The following is a 16,220-nucleotide window of genomic DNA, read 5'->3' as shown; positions in this document are numbered from 1 at the left end:
AGGCCCCCGACTCACGCAACAGCCTAACTACTTTTCATGGACAATTCACAACTCATCGATATTTTTGTCAACCGAGGTTTGATCGATCAATACCTTGCTTCGGACATCATACAAGAAGTCGAGAACAGCGGCAAAGAGCTTTCCGAAATCATGGCCGATTATGAGGTCATTTCTCAGAAAGACGACATCTGGCCCATCATCGCCAATGAGCTCGGTGCTCACATGGTCGATCTCGAAAATTACGAACCACCACCGGAGGTGCTCAGCCTGCTACCAGCAGGGATGGCACGCCTCCACGGCGCCCTGCCGGTGAACATCGATAGCGATGGACTTACCGTCTGTTTGGTCGATCCACTCAATCCTCAGGTTCTCGAAGACCTGCGCTTCGCGCTTGGGAAAGAAATCATCCTCGCCATTGCGCCTGACTACGTCGTCGAGAAGAAGCTCGATGAAGCCTACGGCGGCAAGAGCAATGCCATGGATGATGTCCTCGGCCAACTTGAGATCACTAGCAACAACGATAAAGAAACTATCGACGTTGAGGCTGAAGCGAACTCCGCTCCGATCATTCGCTACGTTGACTTGGTTCTCTATCAGGCGATCAACGAAGGGGCTTCCGATATCCACTTCGAGCCGTTTGAGTCCGATTTCAAAATCCGCTACCGTGTGGACGGAACGCTTTATGAAATGGCGCCTCCACCGATTCACCTGGCCTTGCCGATTCTTTCTCGGATCAAGGTGATGTCGAACATGAACATCGCTGAACGCCGTGTGCCTCAGGATGGACGTATTGTGAAACACATCGGTGAGAAGCAGGTGGACATGCGTGTTTCCACACTGCCTACTCAGCATGGCGAAAGTATCGTTCTGCGTGTTCTCGACCGTAGTAATATCAACTTGAATCTCGAGATGTTAGGAATGCCACCAGCGGTGTTCGATTACATCAACGATACCGTGCGCAAACCGAACGGCATCTTCATCTGCACCGGTCCTACCGGTGCCGGTAAGACCACCACGCTCTACGCCGCACTGAAGGAGATCAACACTATCGACTCCAAGCTGCTAACAGCCGAGGATCCGGTGGAATACGATGTCGACGGTATCATCCAGGTGCCGGTTAACGAGTCCATCGGTATGGACTTCGCCCGCATCCTTCGCGCGTTCCTGCGTCAGGATCCCGATCGGATTCTGGTGGGTGAGATTCGTGATGTGGATACAGCTCAAATCGCGATTCAGGCATCGCTCACTGGTCACTTGGTGCTGTCCACACTGCACACCAATGATGCTCCCGGCGCGGTGACTCGTCTGATCGATATGGGAACCGAGCCATTCCTGGTCGCGGCCTCCCTCGAGGGTGTTCTTGCCCAGCGTCTGCTGCGGACGATTTGTAAAAACTGTCGTGCTTCCTACGAGCCTAACGAAGCCCTGCTCACGCAGCTGGGTGTGACCTCGCACGAACTCGGAGACAAGGAGTTCTACACAGGTCGCGGTTGTGACGTTTGTGATCAATCCGGTTACAAAGGTCGTCAAGGTCTCTTCGAGCTCTTGGATATCACGGATCCACTTCGTGAACTCGTGACCGAGCGTGCACCGACTGTGGTGCTGAAGCAGAAAGCCATTGAACTGGGTATGCAAACTCTCCGTGAGGATGGATTGCGTAACATTTACGAAGGCAACACCACCATTGAGGAGGTTCTTAAATACACCTAACAACACGACTGTGAGAAGATTTCATCATTTGCATGGATTTTTCAGTTTCCAATCTTCTCACGACCATTCACACTTATTCAAAAGTAAACATACACACTTATAGATCATGGCTAATTTTCAATATATAGCGCTCGACGCAAAAGGTGAGCAGACCACCGGATCTCTCTCGGCCTCCAGCGAGGCGGAAGCCATCCAACAACTTCGTGGGCAGGGGCTTTACCCCACCCAGGTGGTGCAGGAAGGCAAGGGTTCACTGGCTGCAGGTAAAACCAAAACCAAGGCGAAAGCCCGCGGTAAGAAAAGTGTCAAGAAAGCCGGCACTGGAAAAATTAAGCCGAAGGTCTTGATGATCTTCACACGTCAGTTAGCCACACTGATCGATTCCGGTCTGCCACTTCTTCGCGGTCTCACCGTGCTCGGCAAGCAGGAGCCTAACCCAGTGCTGCGTTCCACAGTCAACTCACTGGCAGATTCCGTGCAAACGGGTGCCACATTCTCCGAGTCGCTCTCCCAGCACCCGCGGATTTTCAACAAGTTGTTCGTCAACATGGTGAAGGCGGGTGAACTTGGCGGGGTATTGGAAATTGTCCTGACTCGTCTCGCAGAATACATGGAGAAGGCGGACAAACTGAAAAACAAGATCGTCTCCGCGATGGTCTACCCGTTGATCGTTCTCTTCATTGCAGTCGCGATTCTGGTCTTCCTGATGCTGTTCATCGTTCCCAAGTTCAAGGAGATGTTCTCCGAGCAGGGTGGTGAGCTGCCACTGATCTCTCGTATCGTCTTCGGCATGTCCGAAAACATGCTGGCAAGGCCGGCTGTGCTGCCCAACATCGTCTGGATTTTCCTCATTATCGCAGGTCTCTTTGTCCTTTTGAAAATGTGGACCAGTACCAAAGGTGGTCGTGCCACCGTGGATGCCTTGAAACTGAAAGTCCCCGTCTTTGGTGACCTCACCAAGAAGAGCTCCATCTCCCGTTTCTCTCGGACCCTCGGAACACTGGTGACTTCCGGTGTGCCCATCCTCCAGGCGCTCACCATTACCCGTGATACCGCTGGTAACGTGGTGGTTTCCGATGCCATCGACAAGGTGCACGAGGCGGTCAAGGAAGGTGAATCCATCGTTGCCCCTCTCCAAGGAAGTAAAATCTTCCCTGCCATGGTCATCAGTATGGTGGACGTGGGTGAGGAAACTGGTCAGCTGCCAGAGATGTTGCTGAAAATTGCCGATGTCTACGATGATGAAGTCGATAACGCGGTGACCGCGCTGACTTCCATCCTAGAGCCGATCATGATTGTCTTCCTCGCCCTCGTGGTGGGAACCATCGTTTTCGCCCTCTTCCTACCACTGATCAAGATGATCCAGAACGTGGACGGAGGCGCATAAGCTTCGGACCACCTCATAAAATCTAACCATCAGCCCGGTTGCTTCTGCTTGCCCATCAAGTAGGAGTATCACCGGGCTGATTTTTTTATAAGACGCGAAGAACTGTCACTTTTTCGCACTTCATTCAACTTTACTTTACCCGCTCCGAGGTTTACTTGGAGGCCTACCTAATTACTTTATGTCAGAAGAATCTCCTAAAATGGATCAAGGGTCCAAGGAAGCTAGCGAGCAAAACGCAGCACCTGCCCCAGCCTCCAAAGAAAAAAGCAGCCCGGATCCCAAGCCAGCCACTGAGCCCGCATCCAAGGACGCTCCCGCCCCCGCCAACGATCAATCAAAAGAGGTCACCGCATCCAGCGATGTGAAACCTGCGAAAAAAGCTCGCGGCAGCAAGTCCGCCAAAAACGCGAAGAAGAAAACCGCGAAAAACGGAGCAAAGCCAGCGGCTGACACCGCGGCCGAGACGAAAGATCAAGGGCAAAACGACAACGCTCCCAAGCAGGAAGGTCAGTCGAACCAGCCGAATCAATCCAAGGGCGGTAATCAGTCGAACAAGCAGGATTCCAACAAACAGGAGTCGAATAAACAAGATTCTAACAAGCAGGACGATCAGTCGTCCGGCGAGGGTGCCAGAAAACAGGGACGCCGCAACCGCAGTCGCGGTGGTCGGGGGAACAACCGTCAGCAAGAGGCACCGGAAGCGGTGGTGAAGCTGGATACCAAAAAGGTGGCCGAGCGTGCTTGGAAAATTTTCCTCGCCGAAGTCAGTGAAGAAGGCCTGGTCCTGATCTCAGACAAAGACGCCCGCGAGCTGGCGAAACGTAGCCTGCGCGTGGCAGAAATCTACTCTCGCGAAGAAGCGATCGTTCTGAAGAAGGACAAAAAACCGAAGAAAAAAGAGTCGGAAAAACCGACTGAGGAAAAGCCCAAGACTGAGGAGTAATCCCGGCCTTGTGCGATTTTCTCGCCTTTGTGGCGAAGGCAACCTCCACCTGCGGGTGGAGGATAAGTCAGAGAAACTTCTTGTATCGACTCAGCAGAATGTTTGAGTGGGTGCTCAGAAGCACTTCGTACTGATCTTCTTTTTTAGAACCATTTTCTCATTCCTCGCCGTCGCTATTTTATTTTGCGGGGACTACGTGGGGGCAGCTGGAGTCGATTTCAACTCCCGCGAGGCACTTGAATCCAAGCCATCCGACAATGGTGCCATCGAGCTAGTGTGGGACAAGTCGACTGATACCGTAGTGGTGTTAGAGCAGTCGGCGAATGTTAACTTTACCTCTCCGGTTGAGCGCTATCGTGGCACTGATGCCGGCTCGGTGATCACCGGTTTAGCCGAGGGAGTTCACTTTTTCCGTCTCCGTGCGGTGGATGGTGCAGACGATACGTGGTCGGAGCCTCTGCGTGTTGAAGTGGCTTTTTATCCGGAATCGAAGCTCTTTATCTTGTTAGGTATTGGAGCGGTGGTGGTTAGTTTGACCATTGGCACCATTCTTTACGGAGCCATCCGAACCCAGAACGAGGAAAGGAGCGTGTCATGAATGATGTCATGCTCTTAGCCACTTCGATGTCAGTTCCCACAGGCTGGGCGATTGTGCTCGGACTGGGTGTGCTGTGGGTTTTGTTAGGCCTCTACTGGGGTAAAAAGGCCAAGGACTCCGAGGACTTCATGCTGGCCGGACGCAAGGTTGGTTTGTCGTTGGGCTCAGCCACCTCGATGGCCACCTGGGTGACCTCGAACACCACGATGCTGGCACCTGTTTTTGCACTGTCGCTGGGGGTTTGGGGAATGGTTGCCTACTCGACGGCGAGTTTCGGCTTGTTACTTTTTGCGCTGTTTGCGGTGCGCATTCGCAAGATTCTTCCGCAAGGTGTGACGGCGGGCGATTTCTTTCGGCAACGCTACGGCCGGGCCGGTTGGTGTCTGTTTCTATTGATCACCATGCTCTATTCGCTCTCCTGGTTGGTGAGTATGGCCATTGCCGGAGGGGACCTGATGATGGTGCTGGCGGGTATTCCCTTTCTTCAGGGCATGACGCTGATCTTGGTGGTCTGTGTGCTCTACACCCTGTTTGGTGGGATGTATGCGGTGATCGGGACTGACTTCATCCAAAGTGTGATCATCCTCATTGGCATTGTGTTTATCGGCATCCTGGCTGCGACGCAGTTAGACTTCGATGCCGCCTACAATCATCTACAAACCTACCAACCATCGCTGGTGAAAATCATTATGCCGGCTGCGCTGCTGGCGGTGTTCAATAACATGCTATTCGGCTTCGGTGAGGTGTTTCACAACAACGTGTGGTGGTCGCGTGCCTTTGCCATGCGCAAGGATGTGGCACCGAAAGCCTTCTTCCTCGCTGGCCTGCTGTGGTTCCCGATCCCGATCGCTGCCGGCTTCATCGCCTTGGCCGCCGGCCCCCTGGAGATCAACATCGTCGATATCAACCAGACCGGGCCAGCGGTGGCCTCCGCAGTGATGGGTAATGCCGGCTTCGGCGCGATGGCCGGAGTGCTGATTTTGATTGTGCTGTTCTGCTCGATGGCTTCATCCATCGACTCGCTCCTAGCCGCGACATCGGATCTGTTGATCAAAGACGTGCACGAAGGCTTGTTCCACGGAAAGCTGAATGAACAAGGTTTCCGCAAGGTTTCCACTCTGGTGATTATTGGCGTGGGAGTGGTCGCGTGGTTGTTAGCCGCACCACATTGGCCAATTATTCAGGCGCTCTTTATCTCGGGTCCTTTAGTGGGCAGCTTGATCTGGCCGGTCATCGCCGGCCTGTTCTGGAAGCGTATTAACCGGGCTCTCGTTCTTGCCGGAATTGTTACCGGTTGCGCCTTGGGCGTTACCGCTTACTTTATGTTAGGATGGTTCACCGCGTCACTCGTGGGCGCCGGAATCTCCATGTTGTTCACCATCGCTGCACGTTGGATCCGCCCGAGCAGTCGCTTCGAGCTGGTAAAGACCCCGATCGCGACTCCCTAACCCCCCCCCACCATGTTCTCTCAATCATTCATCCACGCTCTTGTGATCGTCGCGCTGTCTTGGACAGCACTCGGCAGTCTGGTTCTGTGTCTCTTGCTGGTCCGCGACTGGATTAAAGGCACTCTTTGGTAATCTCTACACATCTCAAGTCATGACGGACTCATCCAATAATCATTCGAAAGCAGAAGCGATTCGGAAAAATCAAATCACCTCTAACATTGAGCCCCCCGAAGGCTCCGAGGCCATCCGCCCGGAACCTTCGGGACTGTTTGTCGATAACCCGGTGGACGTGGCAGTGCTCAAGCAGTTGGAGGGTAAACATATCCTTGAGGCCGGCCAGTTCAGCTACCAGCAGGTGGCGGAGCTGTGCAAATTGGCAGCTGTGTTAGAAAAGATCGAAGTCTGGCCGTATCATCCACTCGATGGAAAGATTGCCGTGACCGCCTTCTTCGAAGCTTCCACTCGCACCCGCACCAGCTTTGAAAGTGCCTTCTACCGTCTCGATGGCAAGGTGATCTCCATTGCCGATGGCAGCACCACCGGGCAGGCGAAAGGAGAGTCCCTGGCAGACATCGGTGAGATGTTCAATGCCTACGCCGACGTGGTCATCATGCGGCATACCGATACCAATTCTCCGCAGCAAATTCTCGAAAACCTCCGCATCCCCCTGATCAATGCCGGCAATGGCACGGGCGAACACCCGACTCAGGCTCTGGCCGATTGGTTTGCCCTGCTGAAATGGAGACCGCAACTGGCCGAGGTCTATCAGCCCCGTGACGATAAGCTGAACATCGGTATTTTGGGAACTCCGGGCTCGATGCGGGCGGTGAAGTCCTTCCTGCTGATGGCGCTACTTTTCAAAGAACACATCGGCAAGGTCACAGTGATTTCTGAAATGGCGGACCCCTTTGGTGCCGATGTCACGGAGCAGCTGAAGCATGCTGATATCGAGTATGAAGTTTCTAACGACGTCCGCGAGCACCTCCCCAGCCTCGACGTGGTTTACATGAACTCGATCGCCTTCCTCGGTGATGCTTACAAGACCATGGACGGTCGCTACAAACTGAACGCCGAGAGTCCGCTGAAGGATTCCGCGGTCATTCTCCACCCACTGGCTCGCCTTGATGAGCTGGATACCTCGCTGGATAAAACCCAGCACAATCTCTACTTCTCGCAGGCCCACGGCGCGGTATTCATTCGCCAGGCACTGCTCATGTCCGTGTTAGGCCGACTCGATACCCTGCCTGACTTCGACGAAATCAAACCCATGAATCTAAAATAATCTATGTGCGGAATTGCCGGTCATTTTTCATCCAAACCACTACCAAGTAACACCCCGGATCTGCTCGAAGGGCAGCTGAAGACACTTTATCACCGCGGCCCTGACGGCAACGGTCAGTATGTCGACCGCGGACAAGGCGTCGCGCTCGGACACACCCGTCTTGCGATCAATGATCTCGAAGGCGGCTGCCAGCCACTGCACGCGGTGGACGGGCGATACGTTCTCACCAGCAACGGCGAGTTCTACGATTTTAAACAACACCGAGCCACCTTGATGGCGGAGGGGGATCGGTTTTATACCAAGTCCGACTCGGAAATTGCCATCGGTCTCTACCGCAAGTTTGGCTTGGATTTCACCGAGCATCTACGCGGCGAATTCGCCTTCGCGCTTTACGACAAAAGCAAGGATGAGTTGATCCTGCTGCGCGATCGCTTTGGCGTCCGTCCCCTGTTCTACTGGCTGTCACCCGACCAGACGAAGATCGTCTACGGCTCCGAAGTGAAGTCGATCCTCGCGCACCCTGACGTGCCCGCCAAACTCGATGGCAAGGCGGCGCTGCACCAGCTGATGCAGACAATCGCTCCTGGTATGAGTGCCTTTGAAAATATCGTTTCTCTCGACCCCGGACACTTTCTCCGAATCCGGAAGCGCGATGGCAAACTGGAAATTCTCAAACAAAAATACTGGGACTACGACTTTCCCTGCGAAGAAGACCGACCGTCGAAAGTCGACGAACAAGAACACGTCGAGCACATTCGCGAAGAGCTGATCCGGGCGATTGTGCTGCGTCTTGAGGCAGATGTTCCGGTGGGATGTTATCTATCTGGCGGCATTGATTCCTGCTGTATCCTCGGCCTGGCCACGGGAGCCATGCAGTCGCCAACCAAGGCCTACACCATATCCTTCGATGACGACGCCTACGATGAAGCCCCGATTGCCAAACAGATGGCAGAATCGATGGGAGCGGACCAGGAAGTGATCAACCTCCGTGCCGCTGACCTTTACGGAGAAAATTACGTCAAAACGGTCTGGCACTGCGAGCGGACGTTTTACAACACCTTGGGTGTGGCCAAGAACCTGATGTCGAAGCGCGTTTGGGACTCAGGCTACCGCTGTGTCATTACCGGCGAGGGGGCGGACGAGTTATTCGCAGGTTATCCGGCGTTGAAGCGTGATATGTTCCTGCACGGACTGGCCCACGAACCGGAGAGTGTTAGAAACGAATACCAGGCGGCTTTGGAGAAAACCAACAAGCTATTTAAAGGTGCCATCCTTGCGGAAAACCAACGTCACCACCCGGCCTGGGAGAAGCTGATGGGCTTCACGCCATCGTGGCTGCAGCCATGGATGGACACCCTCGATCTGGCTCGACCGCTGTTGTCCGACCAGTTGCAAAGCGACCTCGAAGGTTACGATCCGATCGAAGAAATTGCCTCACGTCTCGACCCCTCCATGCTCGATGGTCGGCACCCCTTGGACAAAGCTCAATACACCTGGTCGAAGTGTCAGCTCGAGGGTCAGATTCTGAACTGGGGTGGGGACCGTGTCGATATGGCCAACTCCATGGAGTCACGCCCGGCCTTCCTCGATCATCATCTCGCGAAGGCAGCGGTGGATGTGCCGCCGAACTTGCGCATCAAGGGGAATGTGGAGAAACACATCCTCCGCGAAGCGGTCAAGGGAGTGCTGCCCGAGGTGCTCTACAAGCGCGAGAAGTTCGCGTTCATGGCACCACCGGCACACACCGATGCGGAGAAACGTAATAAGGTGGAGGAGCTGATCAGTGAGTATTTGAACCACAATGTGGTGGAGGAGGCAGGTGTTTGCTCTCCGGAAAAGGTTGATGCGTTCCTCACTGGATATCGCCAAGACTCCGACCCCACCTCGCTGGTGCGCAAGGACACCTTGCTGAATCACCTGATCACGCTGCATATTTTACACCGTCAATTTGTTGCCTTATGAGTGCTCTGCGAGTCCAGATTGAGCGCATCAAGGAGGACCTCCTCGCGCTGGCTTCGATTGGTCGGAACGAAGACGACCGCGGCAACTACCGCATGGCGTTCACCGATCACGACATGGCTGGCAAGCGCTGGCTGCAGCAGCGGATCGAAGATGCCGGCCTGCAAGCATCCATGGACGGCGCGGCCAATGTGTCGGGTGTCCTTGATGGTAAGGACGGAGGACCGAGAATATTTGTCGGCTCACACATCGATACCGTGCCCTGCGCTGGTATGTTAGATGGTGCCTTGGGGGTGGTGGTTGGCCTGGAGTGCCTCAGGGTTTTAAAGGAATCCGGAACCAATCTGCAGCGGGCGATTGAACTGATTGCCTTCAGTGACGAGGAAGGTCGCTTTGGTGGCACCTTTGGCTCGGAGTCATTTACCGGTCTGGTGAATGTCGAACGCATCGAGAGTTCGGTGGATCTCAATGGCGTGCGTCTGTTCGATGCCATGCAGGCGCATGGGTTGGACCCGCTCAAGGCACTCGACGCGCGTCGACCAGCCGAGGAGATTCTTGCCTACCTCGAGCTTCACATCGAACAAGGCCCGGTGCTCGATGAGCAGCGCCTGCAGGTGGGCATCGTCGACAACATCACCGGGCTCAGATCCTGGTCGCTCAAGTTTGCCGGCGAAGCCAATCACGCCGGCACCACGCCGATGGATTATCGCAAGGATGCCTTCATGGGGCTCGCTGATTTTGCGCACGAGATCCCACGGATCCTCGAGGAAAATGGCGGTGAGCACAGTCGAGCCACCATTGGGAAGGCGGAAATTCTGCCAGGTGCGCCGAACTCGGTGCCTGGAAATGTGGAGTTCTCACTCGATTTTCGCGACCCCTCACCGGAGAAGTTAGATGAACTCTCACTCGCCTTTCAGCGCGCCTTGGCTGCCATCTCGCGGCGCCGGAAATTGATGTTTGAGTTCAGCGTGCAGGGCGAAATTCATCCAGTCGATTGTGACCTGAACTTGGTGAAGATCTTGCAGTTCGCCGCTGACGACCTCGACCTTCGGTCGCTGAACATGCTCAGTGGGGCCGCCCACGATGCTCAAGTCGTCGGGCGCATCGCTCCCATGGGGATGGTGTTTGTTCCCAGCCAGGGAGGTGTCAGTCACTCGCCGGCGGAGTGGACTGCCTGGGAAGATGTTGAGGCCGGCGCGAACGTTATGTTACAAGCTCTACAACACTTGGGAACCCAACCATCATGAACTCAGAAAAACCAAGCGATCCACTCAAGCCGATCTATCGCGACTCGCTGATCGATATCCCCAGACGGGGCAAGGATCTCCGCAGTCACCACACCGCCTTGTTGTGCATCGACATGCAATACCTCGACGCCGCCGAAGGCCACGGGCTCTTTTCTGACTATGAAAACTCGCCGATTTCGATGGAGGAGATGGATTACTATTTCAGCCGATTGAAAGAGGTGGTCCTCCCCAATGTGCATAACCTGCAGAATTGTTTCCGGGCGCACGGACTGGAGGTGATCCATGTCCGTATCCAATCGCTCACCAAAGACGGGCGCGATCGCTCGAAGGGGCATCAACGGCTGGAGTTACACGCGGCCCCCGGCTCTGGCGATGCCTGTTTTCTTGAGGAGGTAGCGCCCGTGGGGGATGAAATCATCATCAACAAAACTGCCAGCGGCGTCTTCTCCAGCACCAACTTGCATTATGTGCTGAATAATATGGGGATCAGCTCGCTCTATGTGGTTGGCGTCTATACCAACGAGTGCGTGGAGACAACCATTCGCGATGCCTGCGACTTGGGATATCTGGTCACCATGATCGATGATGGCTGCGCGACCGTGACTCCTGAATTGCAGAGCGCGACCGTGAGAAACTTGAAAGATCGCTATGCCAAAGTGATCTCCACGGAGCAGGCGCTCGGCGAGGTGGAGCGGGAGCTGGACGACGGTTAATCGGTCCGTGCGGTTCGATGCGTCGGTAGCCAGACATAGCTCCGATTTTCAGCAAAAAAGTGATTTCCATCGGCCCCTCCTTGCCCTTGGATAGATGGGTTCAATATGATGATGAAATATGGATTCCAATTACTGCTGTTACTTCTGTTAGGAACGCTGAGCACTGAAGCTGAGATGAAAAAAGAAAGCGTGAAAAAAGGCAGCGTTACCCTGCCCTACCAGTGGACCCGCACTGGCGACGGTGACTCGCCAGCCATGATTCTCTTCCTGCACGGCGCCGGTGAGCGGGGCGACAACAATCAGTCGCAAACCAAACACGGAGTGCCAGACCTGCTGCAATGGCTGAAGGAAAATGAAAAAGACTGCGTCGTGATTGCACCGCAGTGTCCGAGAGAAGGGTGGTGGGCGAACAGTCGTGGTGATTTTCGCGATGCGAAGAACCTGAGCCTGCGGGCCAATGCCTCGCCGGTGATGAAATTGGTTTTTTCTGCCGTGGATCAGCTGGTGAAGTCAGAAAATGTCGACCCCAAACGGATCTACATTACCGGCCTCTCTATGGGCGGATACGGCACCTTCGATGCTCTGGCGCGCCGACCTGATTTCTTTGCCGCCGCGGTCCCCATTTGCGGTGGTGGCGATGTCAAAACGGCAGAAAAATTCAAGCATGTGCCGCTGTGGATCTTCCACGGTGATGCCGACAATGTGGTGCCTGTCACCATGTCTCAAGTGATGGTGAAGGCATTGAAGGAGGCCGGCGGCGAGCCGAAATACACCGAGTATCCTGGGGTGAAACATAACTCTTGGACCCAAACCTACCGGAACCCCGAGGTCTGGCTGTGGCTGTTTGCTCAGCAGAAAAAGTAATGGAGTTTCTAGCAAAGGGGAGGCTAACAGACTATCTCATGCATTCCCGCGGTTCTTCCATTTACGCCAGGCTCGTTTGATTTTTCGAGGCCACCCTAGCACGCCACGTTTGCGATGTTTCCCGCCGAAAAAGAAATCAAAGATTTCGCGTTGGACACGCCGATCAAGGGCGACCTGATCTGGATGCGAGAGTTCGTCGGGCAGTTCCGAGGTTGCTTTGTTGGCGAACGGGGAGTCCGGGTCTGAGGTGTGCGTGCTGCGCTCACCAAAGCCGATGTTCGAGATTAAATTTTGTTGGGGAGTAATGCACAAACCGTCCAGGGCAAGGATGCTACTCAGCCATGGGTAGGCCCACGAGCACACTTCGCCGCTTTGGACCTTGTGCAGTCGACTCGATAACTTGGCAAATGCCTTGGGGCTGATCTGCATGCGCCGTTCGATGCTCGCGCTCTGCTCAAGGAAGCCGGTCATGTTGAGATCGATGTGTTGCCAGGCCCTTTTCCAGGTCGCCCAACCCCAGGGAGTGGCGTATTGGTTGAAGGCGTAGCTGCGCTTGAAATGTTTCGGGTGAACGAAGTTGGATCCGCAGATGTGCATCACTTCGGCGTCGTCCTGGTAGCGTTCTAACATTAGGTCGCAAAAGGTGAAGAAATCCGGGTGCGGTAGGCAGTCGTCCTCGAGAATGATGGCGCGATCAAATTGTTCAAAGGCCTTGCTGATCCCCGAGTGAATCCGTCGCTGACAGCCGAGGTTTTCCTCGCTGTAATCGAGAGTGAGCTCGCATTGCCAGTCGACTTGGATCACTGCGCGGGCCGCGTCGCAGGCTGCATAGTCGCTGTCGGAGCCGGGTTTTGGGCCATCGGCGATGACGTATAGGTGCCGTGGGTGGGCAGCGCGAATGTGAGAAAATACGCGCTCAGTGTGGTCGGCTCGGGCGTAGATGATGAAGATGACCGCGTTGTCAGTCATGACACCTGCTTGCCTGTGGCCTTGTTCATGTAGGCCTCCGCGGCATCCATCAGCGCCTTGCCTTGATCGGTGTAGTCGGCATGCTTTTTCAGGGTGGCCAGGCCATCGTAGAACCCTACCTCGCGAGCCTTCATTTCCTGGCATGCTTTTTGTTGGAGCTCGGCAGAAACCCGTGGGCTATCGGCGAGGGTGGCCGCAGTGTAGTGCATCCGGGCTAAGACAAAGGTAGCGTGGTAGATGCCATCGAGCGGTCGGGGGTCGATACGCAGTGGCGAGGCATGGCGTTCGCTGTCCGGGTTATTGACCAGTTGATCGTCGATGCAGTAGCCGAACAGGAGGTTGTGACAGCTTTCGTGGGCGAGCGTTTGTGCCATATCGACAACATCCACCGGTTCGACGGCATTAAGCACGATCGCTCCCCAGAGCCCCGGGGCGGAAGCACCGTCGAAGGTAAATTGGCCTTTTTCCTTGGGGCCGCTACCTAACATAATACGCTTCAGGAGAGTGGTGATTTCGGCGAACAGCGCCGGGTTCTCACTTTGCAAGAGTTCGAGTGATTCTTCGATCAGTTGCTTGGCCCGGGCAAAATCTTCCTGGCTGGATGGGTGGATGTTGAAGGGGTTGTCCGGATCGGTATCGACTTGCCTGATGTAGCGGATGGATGGGATGTCGTCGGCTCCGAGATAGGGGATGACCTTGAGGGTGTCGCTTGCCGGCTCGGCGTTGAGAACTTCTTGGAAAAGTGCCCGAGCCTCATCGAAATCGCCCGATTGGATCGCGCCCACTAGCTCGTAGTAGGCCGCCAAAGTTTCCGGTAGGATCGATTGCTGCCGGATCCTTACATTCGCCTGCTCCAGTTCATTCGCTGATAGTTCGATGTGTTCTGAGCTGACCTCAGCGAGGTAGTTCAGGCTGTCCACGAGCCGCTCACGGGTGGTGAGGTCGAAGGCTTGGACGATGTCGTGGTTCGGGTAGAACGAAAGGGGAGCAGTCATGGCAGTTTGGTGGATGTACACAAAAAACCTGCACGAGTCGTGCAGGTTTTTGTTTTTGAGGCGTGATCCACTTAGTGGTTCTTGGTAACTGGTTTTCCACCTACTTTACCGCCGATTTTTGGTTGAACGCTGGTGTTCAATTTGAAGTCGCTTTTACCACCGACTTTCGCTTGGATCTCGTTGGTCACCGGCTTACCGGCGGTTTTGTCACCGACTTTGGCGGATGAGGTGTGACCGAGGAGTTTATTAGGGTCGAGTTGGATGGATTTTTTATTCTTAGCCATGGCTCTAATCTATCGATTTTTTTCAGTGCTTGTCAAGATTGGAAGGCTTAGGCTTGATGGCGTCTCATGGTTATATATGTCAGTCGCTGGGAGCACACCTACACGGTGAAGGCTCCGCGCCGGAATGGGCTGCTGCAATGCCTCAGTTATGATGAGCTGTTTGCGGCGAAGTCACTGCCTTGTGCGACCTATATTTTCACCGATTTCGATCGATTGAGCCAGTGGGAGCTGGAGCTGGCATCCAGCGTCTACCTGAACCTCAAACAGGGAGGAGCGAAGGTGCTGAACCATCCGGCTCAGGTGGCGTGTCGTTATGCCTTGCTGCGCAGGTTGTCGCTGGCGGGGGTGAATGATTTTAACGTGTATCGTCCCAGCCTCGGCGAGTGGCCGACTCGCTATCCTGTCTTCGTGAGGCGCGATTCGTTTCACGATGGCATGCTCTCGGACTTACTCCATAGTCAGGAGGAATTGGAGGCAGCGCTGGCGGATGCGGAGGCCGATGGAGTGCCGTTTTCCAATACTATCGTCGTCGAATTTGCCGCCGAACCCTTGGAAGACGACCTGTATCGGAAGCAATCCTGCTACCGTATTGGCGATCGGTATTTTATCGATACCGCAGTGCACGAGCGCAACTGGATCGTCAAGTATGGTGAGCCAGGGGTGGCCTCCGAGGAGCGTTATGCCGCCGAGCTGGAAAGCATCAACGAGGTGCCTCATGCGGAGACTGTGAAGCGTGTGTTCGAGCTGGCAAACATCGAGTATGGTCGGGTGGATATCGGGCTCTATCAGGGGCGGCCGCAGTTTTACGAAATCAACACCAACCCCACAGTGGGCTTCAAGGTGGAGCACAGCAGCGCATCGCGGCAGCGCTCGCGTGAGCAATTTGTGGAGAACTATTCTGCCGCCATACGCGCTCTCGATGATGCTGGGGCGAGTGGCAGCGGGAAAATCGAGATGACTGGAAGGTTCCTCGAACGGCAACGACGCAAAGCGCGCTGGAGGTCTTGGAGTCGGCCGACCTTGTGATGAATTTTGCTCGTCTGCGCCGCTGCTTGTTTGAAAATACGCAGCGGCCGGAGACGATCGTATCACACTAGGCTGCTGTCCGCCACATCACGGGCAATGTGGCCTCTGTGCCGTTAACTCAACCTTGCAAGCGCTTGGAACTGTCTTCCACGCGGCGTTTTTTTGCTCGGTGGCGCAGGGTGGCTCGCCAGTTGGCTGACAGGCTTGGGCAATCGGCGAGCTCGGCGGCTGCGGCCCAATTGGTTTTATCGTGATGCATGAGCTCGTTGGCCTTGGCCACTGACCACTCGGTGTTCGATCTCTCGATGAGATCAAAGTCATCATTTGCGCAGACCTTACCTTCTTCGATCACCCTAAAATACCAGCCGGTCCAGCCGCGGTTCTGCACGTGCAGCGGCAGCTGTCTGACGTCCCAGCGTTTGGCGAGTTTCCAGCATGGTTGCCGAGGTTGGCTGATCTGCACGCTGGCGCTGCCAATGCGAAAGACATCACCGATGTAGACATCAGATTCCATCATGCCCTGAGTGGTGAAGTTCTCGCCAAAATCTCCGGAGGAAAAATCCAGATCGAATGTTTTTTTCCAAGAGCGGTAGTGTTCTTGAGGATAGACACAGATGGCTTTGTCGGGACCGCCGTGATGGGTCAAGTCGGCCTGGGCATCACCAGCGAGGTTGATTTTTCCCACGTGCACCGGGCCGGATACAGTTTCCTTGAAAATAGCACTGTTCCACGCCTTAGTGCCGAATGGGCGAGGAAGCCCTACCTGGATGCTGGTGATGTTCATGGCTGGTATCA

15 protein-coding genes are annotated in these 16,220 nt (G+C 54.9%); 11 read left to right on the top strand and 4 right to left on the bottom strand.

What is annotated here, in order from left to right:
* Window positions 1-36: 36 nt before the first annotated feature.
* The 10 genes from JO972_RS08300 to JO972_RS08255 all read left to right on the top strand — a co-directional run bounded on the left by JO972_RS08300 (window position 37) and on the right by JO972_RS08255 (window position 12,151).
* Window positions 37-1,710: a GspE/PulE family protein gene (locus JO972_RS08300; RefSeq protein WP_309489566.1), complete on the top strand. Its 1,674-nt coding sequence runs from the start codon at window positions 37-39 to the stop codon at window positions 1,708-1,710.
* 106 nt (window positions 1,711-1,816) lie between these two features.
* Window positions 1,817-3,097: a type II secretion system F family protein gene (locus JO972_RS08295; protein WP_309489565.1), complete on the top strand. Its 1,281-nt coding sequence runs from the start codon at window positions 1,817-1,819 to the stop codon at window positions 3,095-3,097.
* A gap of 178 nt (window positions 3,098-3,275) precedes the next feature.
* A complete protein-coding gene (locus tag JO972_RS08290) occupies window positions 3,276-4,040 on the top strand; it encodes a hypothetical protein (protein WP_309489564.1) in 765 nt (254 codons plus the stop codon).
* Window positions 4,041-4,236: 196 nt separating this feature from the next.
* Window positions 4,237-4,638, top strand: coding sequence for a hypothetical protein (locus tag JO972_RS08285; RefSeq protein WP_309489563.1), 402 nt, complete (start codon window positions 4,237-4,239; stop codon window positions 4,636-4,638).
* A gap of 8 nt (window positions 4,639-4,646) precedes the next feature.
* On the top strand, window positions 4,647-6,086 hold the full coding sequence (locus tag JO972_RS08280; RefSeq protein WP_309489562.1) for a sodium:solute symporter family transporter: 1,440 nt from the start codon (window positions 4,647-4,649) through the stop codon (window positions 6,084-6,086).
* Between the two features lie 151 nt (window positions 6,087-6,237).
* Window positions 6,238-7,368, top strand: a complete 1,131-nt coding sequence (locus JO972_RS08275; RefSeq protein ID WP_309489561.1) for an aspartate/ornithine carbamoyltransferase family protein — start codon at window positions 6,238-6,240, stop codon at window positions 7,366-7,368.
* A gap of 3 nt (window positions 7,369-7,371) precedes the next feature.
* Window positions 7,372-9,330 (top strand): asparagine synthase (glutamine-hydrolyzing), encoded by a 1,959-nt coding sequence (gene asnB / locus JO972_RS08270; protein ID WP_309489560.1) that lies wholly within the window; start codon window positions 7,372-7,374, stop codon window positions 9,328-9,330.
* On the top strand, window positions 9,327-10,574 hold the full coding sequence (locus JO972_RS08265; RefSeq protein ID WP_309489559.1) for a Zn-dependent hydrolase: 1,248 nt from the start codon (window positions 9,327-9,329) through the stop codon (window positions 10,572-10,574). Before asnB ends, JO972_RS08265 begins: the two co-directional genes overlap by 4 nt.
* Entirely contained in the window at window positions 10,571-11,287 is a 717-nt protein-coding gene (locus JO972_RS08260) for a cysteine hydrolase family protein (protein WP_309489558.1), read from the top strand. Before JO972_RS08265 ends, JO972_RS08260 begins: the two co-directional genes overlap by 4 nt.
* Before the next feature lie 105 nt (window positions 11,288-11,392).
* Window positions 11,393-12,151, top strand: a complete 759-nt coding sequence (locus JO972_RS08255) for a carboxylesterase family protein (RefSeq protein WP_309489557.1) — start codon at window positions 11,393-11,395, stop codon at window positions 12,149-12,151.
* 36 nt (window positions 12,152-12,187) lie between these two features.
* On the opposite strand, the gene JO972_RS08250 is transcribed toward JO972_RS08255, so the two are convergent.
* The 3 genes from JO972_RS08250 to JO972_RS08240 all read right to left on the bottom strand — a co-directional run bounded on the left by JO972_RS08250 (window position 12,188) and on the right by JO972_RS08240 (window position 14,399).
* The gene (locus JO972_RS08250; RefSeq protein ID WP_309489556.1) at window positions 12,188-13,120 is read right to left on the bottom strand and encodes a glycosyltransferase family A protein; all 933 of its coding nucleotides are present in this window, start codon (window positions 13,118-13,120) and stop codon (window positions 12,188-12,190) included.
* Window positions 13,117-14,115: an aKG-HExxH-type peptide beta-hydroxylase gene (locus JO972_RS08245; protein WP_309489555.1), complete on the bottom strand. Its 999-nt coding sequence runs from the start codon at window positions 14,113-14,115 to the stop codon at window positions 13,117-13,119. Before JO972_RS08245 ends, JO972_RS08250 begins: the two co-directional genes overlap by 4 nt.
* Before the next feature lie 71 nt (window positions 14,116-14,186).
* A complete protein-coding gene (locus tag JO972_RS08240; protein ID WP_309489554.1) occupies window positions 14,187-14,399 on the bottom strand; it encodes a hypothetical protein in 213 nt (70 codons plus the stop codon).
* Between the two features lie 66 nt (window positions 14,400-14,465).
* On the opposite strand from JO972_RS08240, the gene JO972_RS08235 reads away from it, so the two are divergent.
* Window positions 14,466-15,425, top strand: coding sequence for a hypothetical protein (locus tag JO972_RS08235; RefSeq protein ID WP_309489553.1), 960 nt, complete (start codon window positions 14,466-14,468; stop codon window positions 15,423-15,425).
* A gap of 118 nt (window positions 15,426-15,543) precedes the next feature.
* Here JO972_RS08235 and JO972_RS08230 read toward each other — a convergent pair whose 3' ends face one another.
* The gene (locus tag JO972_RS08230) at window positions 15,544-16,209 is read right to left on the bottom strand and encodes an MOSC domain-containing protein (RefSeq protein WP_309489552.1); all 666 of its coding nucleotides are present in this window, start codon (window positions 16,207-16,209) and stop codon (window positions 15,544-15,546) included.
* Window positions 16,210-16,220 lie beyond the last annotated feature (11 nt).

Origin of the sequence: Oceaniferula flava, assembly GCF_016811075.1 — a bacterium.
In the GTDB taxonomy this organism is placed as follows: domain Bacteria; phylum Verrucomicrobiota; class Verrucomicrobiia; order Verrucomicrobiales; family Akkermansiaceae; genus Oceaniferula; species Oceaniferula flava.
This window is presented reverse-complemented; position numbering and strand designations above follow the sequence as displayed.

Coding starts and splice junctions, on each gene's coding strand:
- JO972_RS08300 (WP_309489566.1), top strand. CDS start 37: ATGGACAATTCACAACTCATCGATATTTTTGTCAACCGAGGTTTGATC.
- JO972_RS08295 (WP_309489565.1), top strand. CDS start 1,817: ATGGCTAATTTTCAATATATAGCGCTCGACGCAAAAGGTGAGCAGACC.
- JO972_RS08290 (WP_309489564.1), top strand. CDS start 3,276: ATGTCAGAAGAATCTCCTAAAATGGATCAAGGGTCCAAGGAAGCTAGC.
- JO972_RS08280 (WP_309489562.1), top strand. CDS start 4,647: ATGCTCTTAGCCACTTCGATGTCAGTTCCCACAGGCTGGGCGATTGTG.
- JO972_RS08275 (WP_309489561.1), top strand. CDS start 6,238: ATGACGGACTCATCCAATAATCATTCGAAAGCAGAAGCGATTCGGAAA.
- asnB (WP_309489560.1), top strand. CDS start 7,372: ATGTGCGGAATTGCCGGTCATTTTTCATCCAAACCACTACCAAGTAAC.
- JO972_RS08265 (WP_309489559.1), top strand. CDS start 9,327: ATGAGTGCTCTGCGAGTCCAGATTGAGCGCATCAAGGAGGACCTCCTC.
- JO972_RS08260 (WP_309489558.1), top strand. CDS start 10,571: ATGAACTCAGAAAAACCAAGCGATCCACTCAAGCCGATCTATCGCGAC.
- JO972_RS08255 (WP_309489557.1), top strand. CDS start 11,393: ATGATGATGAAATATGGATTCCAATTACTGCTGTTACTTCTGTTAGGA.
- JO972_RS08250 (WP_309489556.1), bottom strand. CDS start 13,120: ATGACTGACAACGCGGTCATCTTCATCATCTACGCCCGAGCCGACCAC.
- JO972_RS08245 (WP_309489555.1), bottom strand. CDS start 14,115: ATGACTGCTCCCCTTTCGTTCTACCCGAACCACGACATCGTCCAAGCC.
- JO972_RS08240 (WP_309489554.1), bottom strand. CDS start 14,399: ATGGCTAAGAATAAAAAATCCATCCAACTCGACCCTAATAAACTCCTC.
- JO972_RS08235 (WP_309489553.1), top strand. CDS start 14,466: ATGGTTATATATGTCAGTCGCTGGGAGCACACCTACACGGTGAAGGCT.
- JO972_RS08230 (WP_309489552.1), bottom strand. CDS start 16,209: ATGAACATCACCAGCATCCAGGTAGGGCTTCCTCGCCCATTCGGCACT.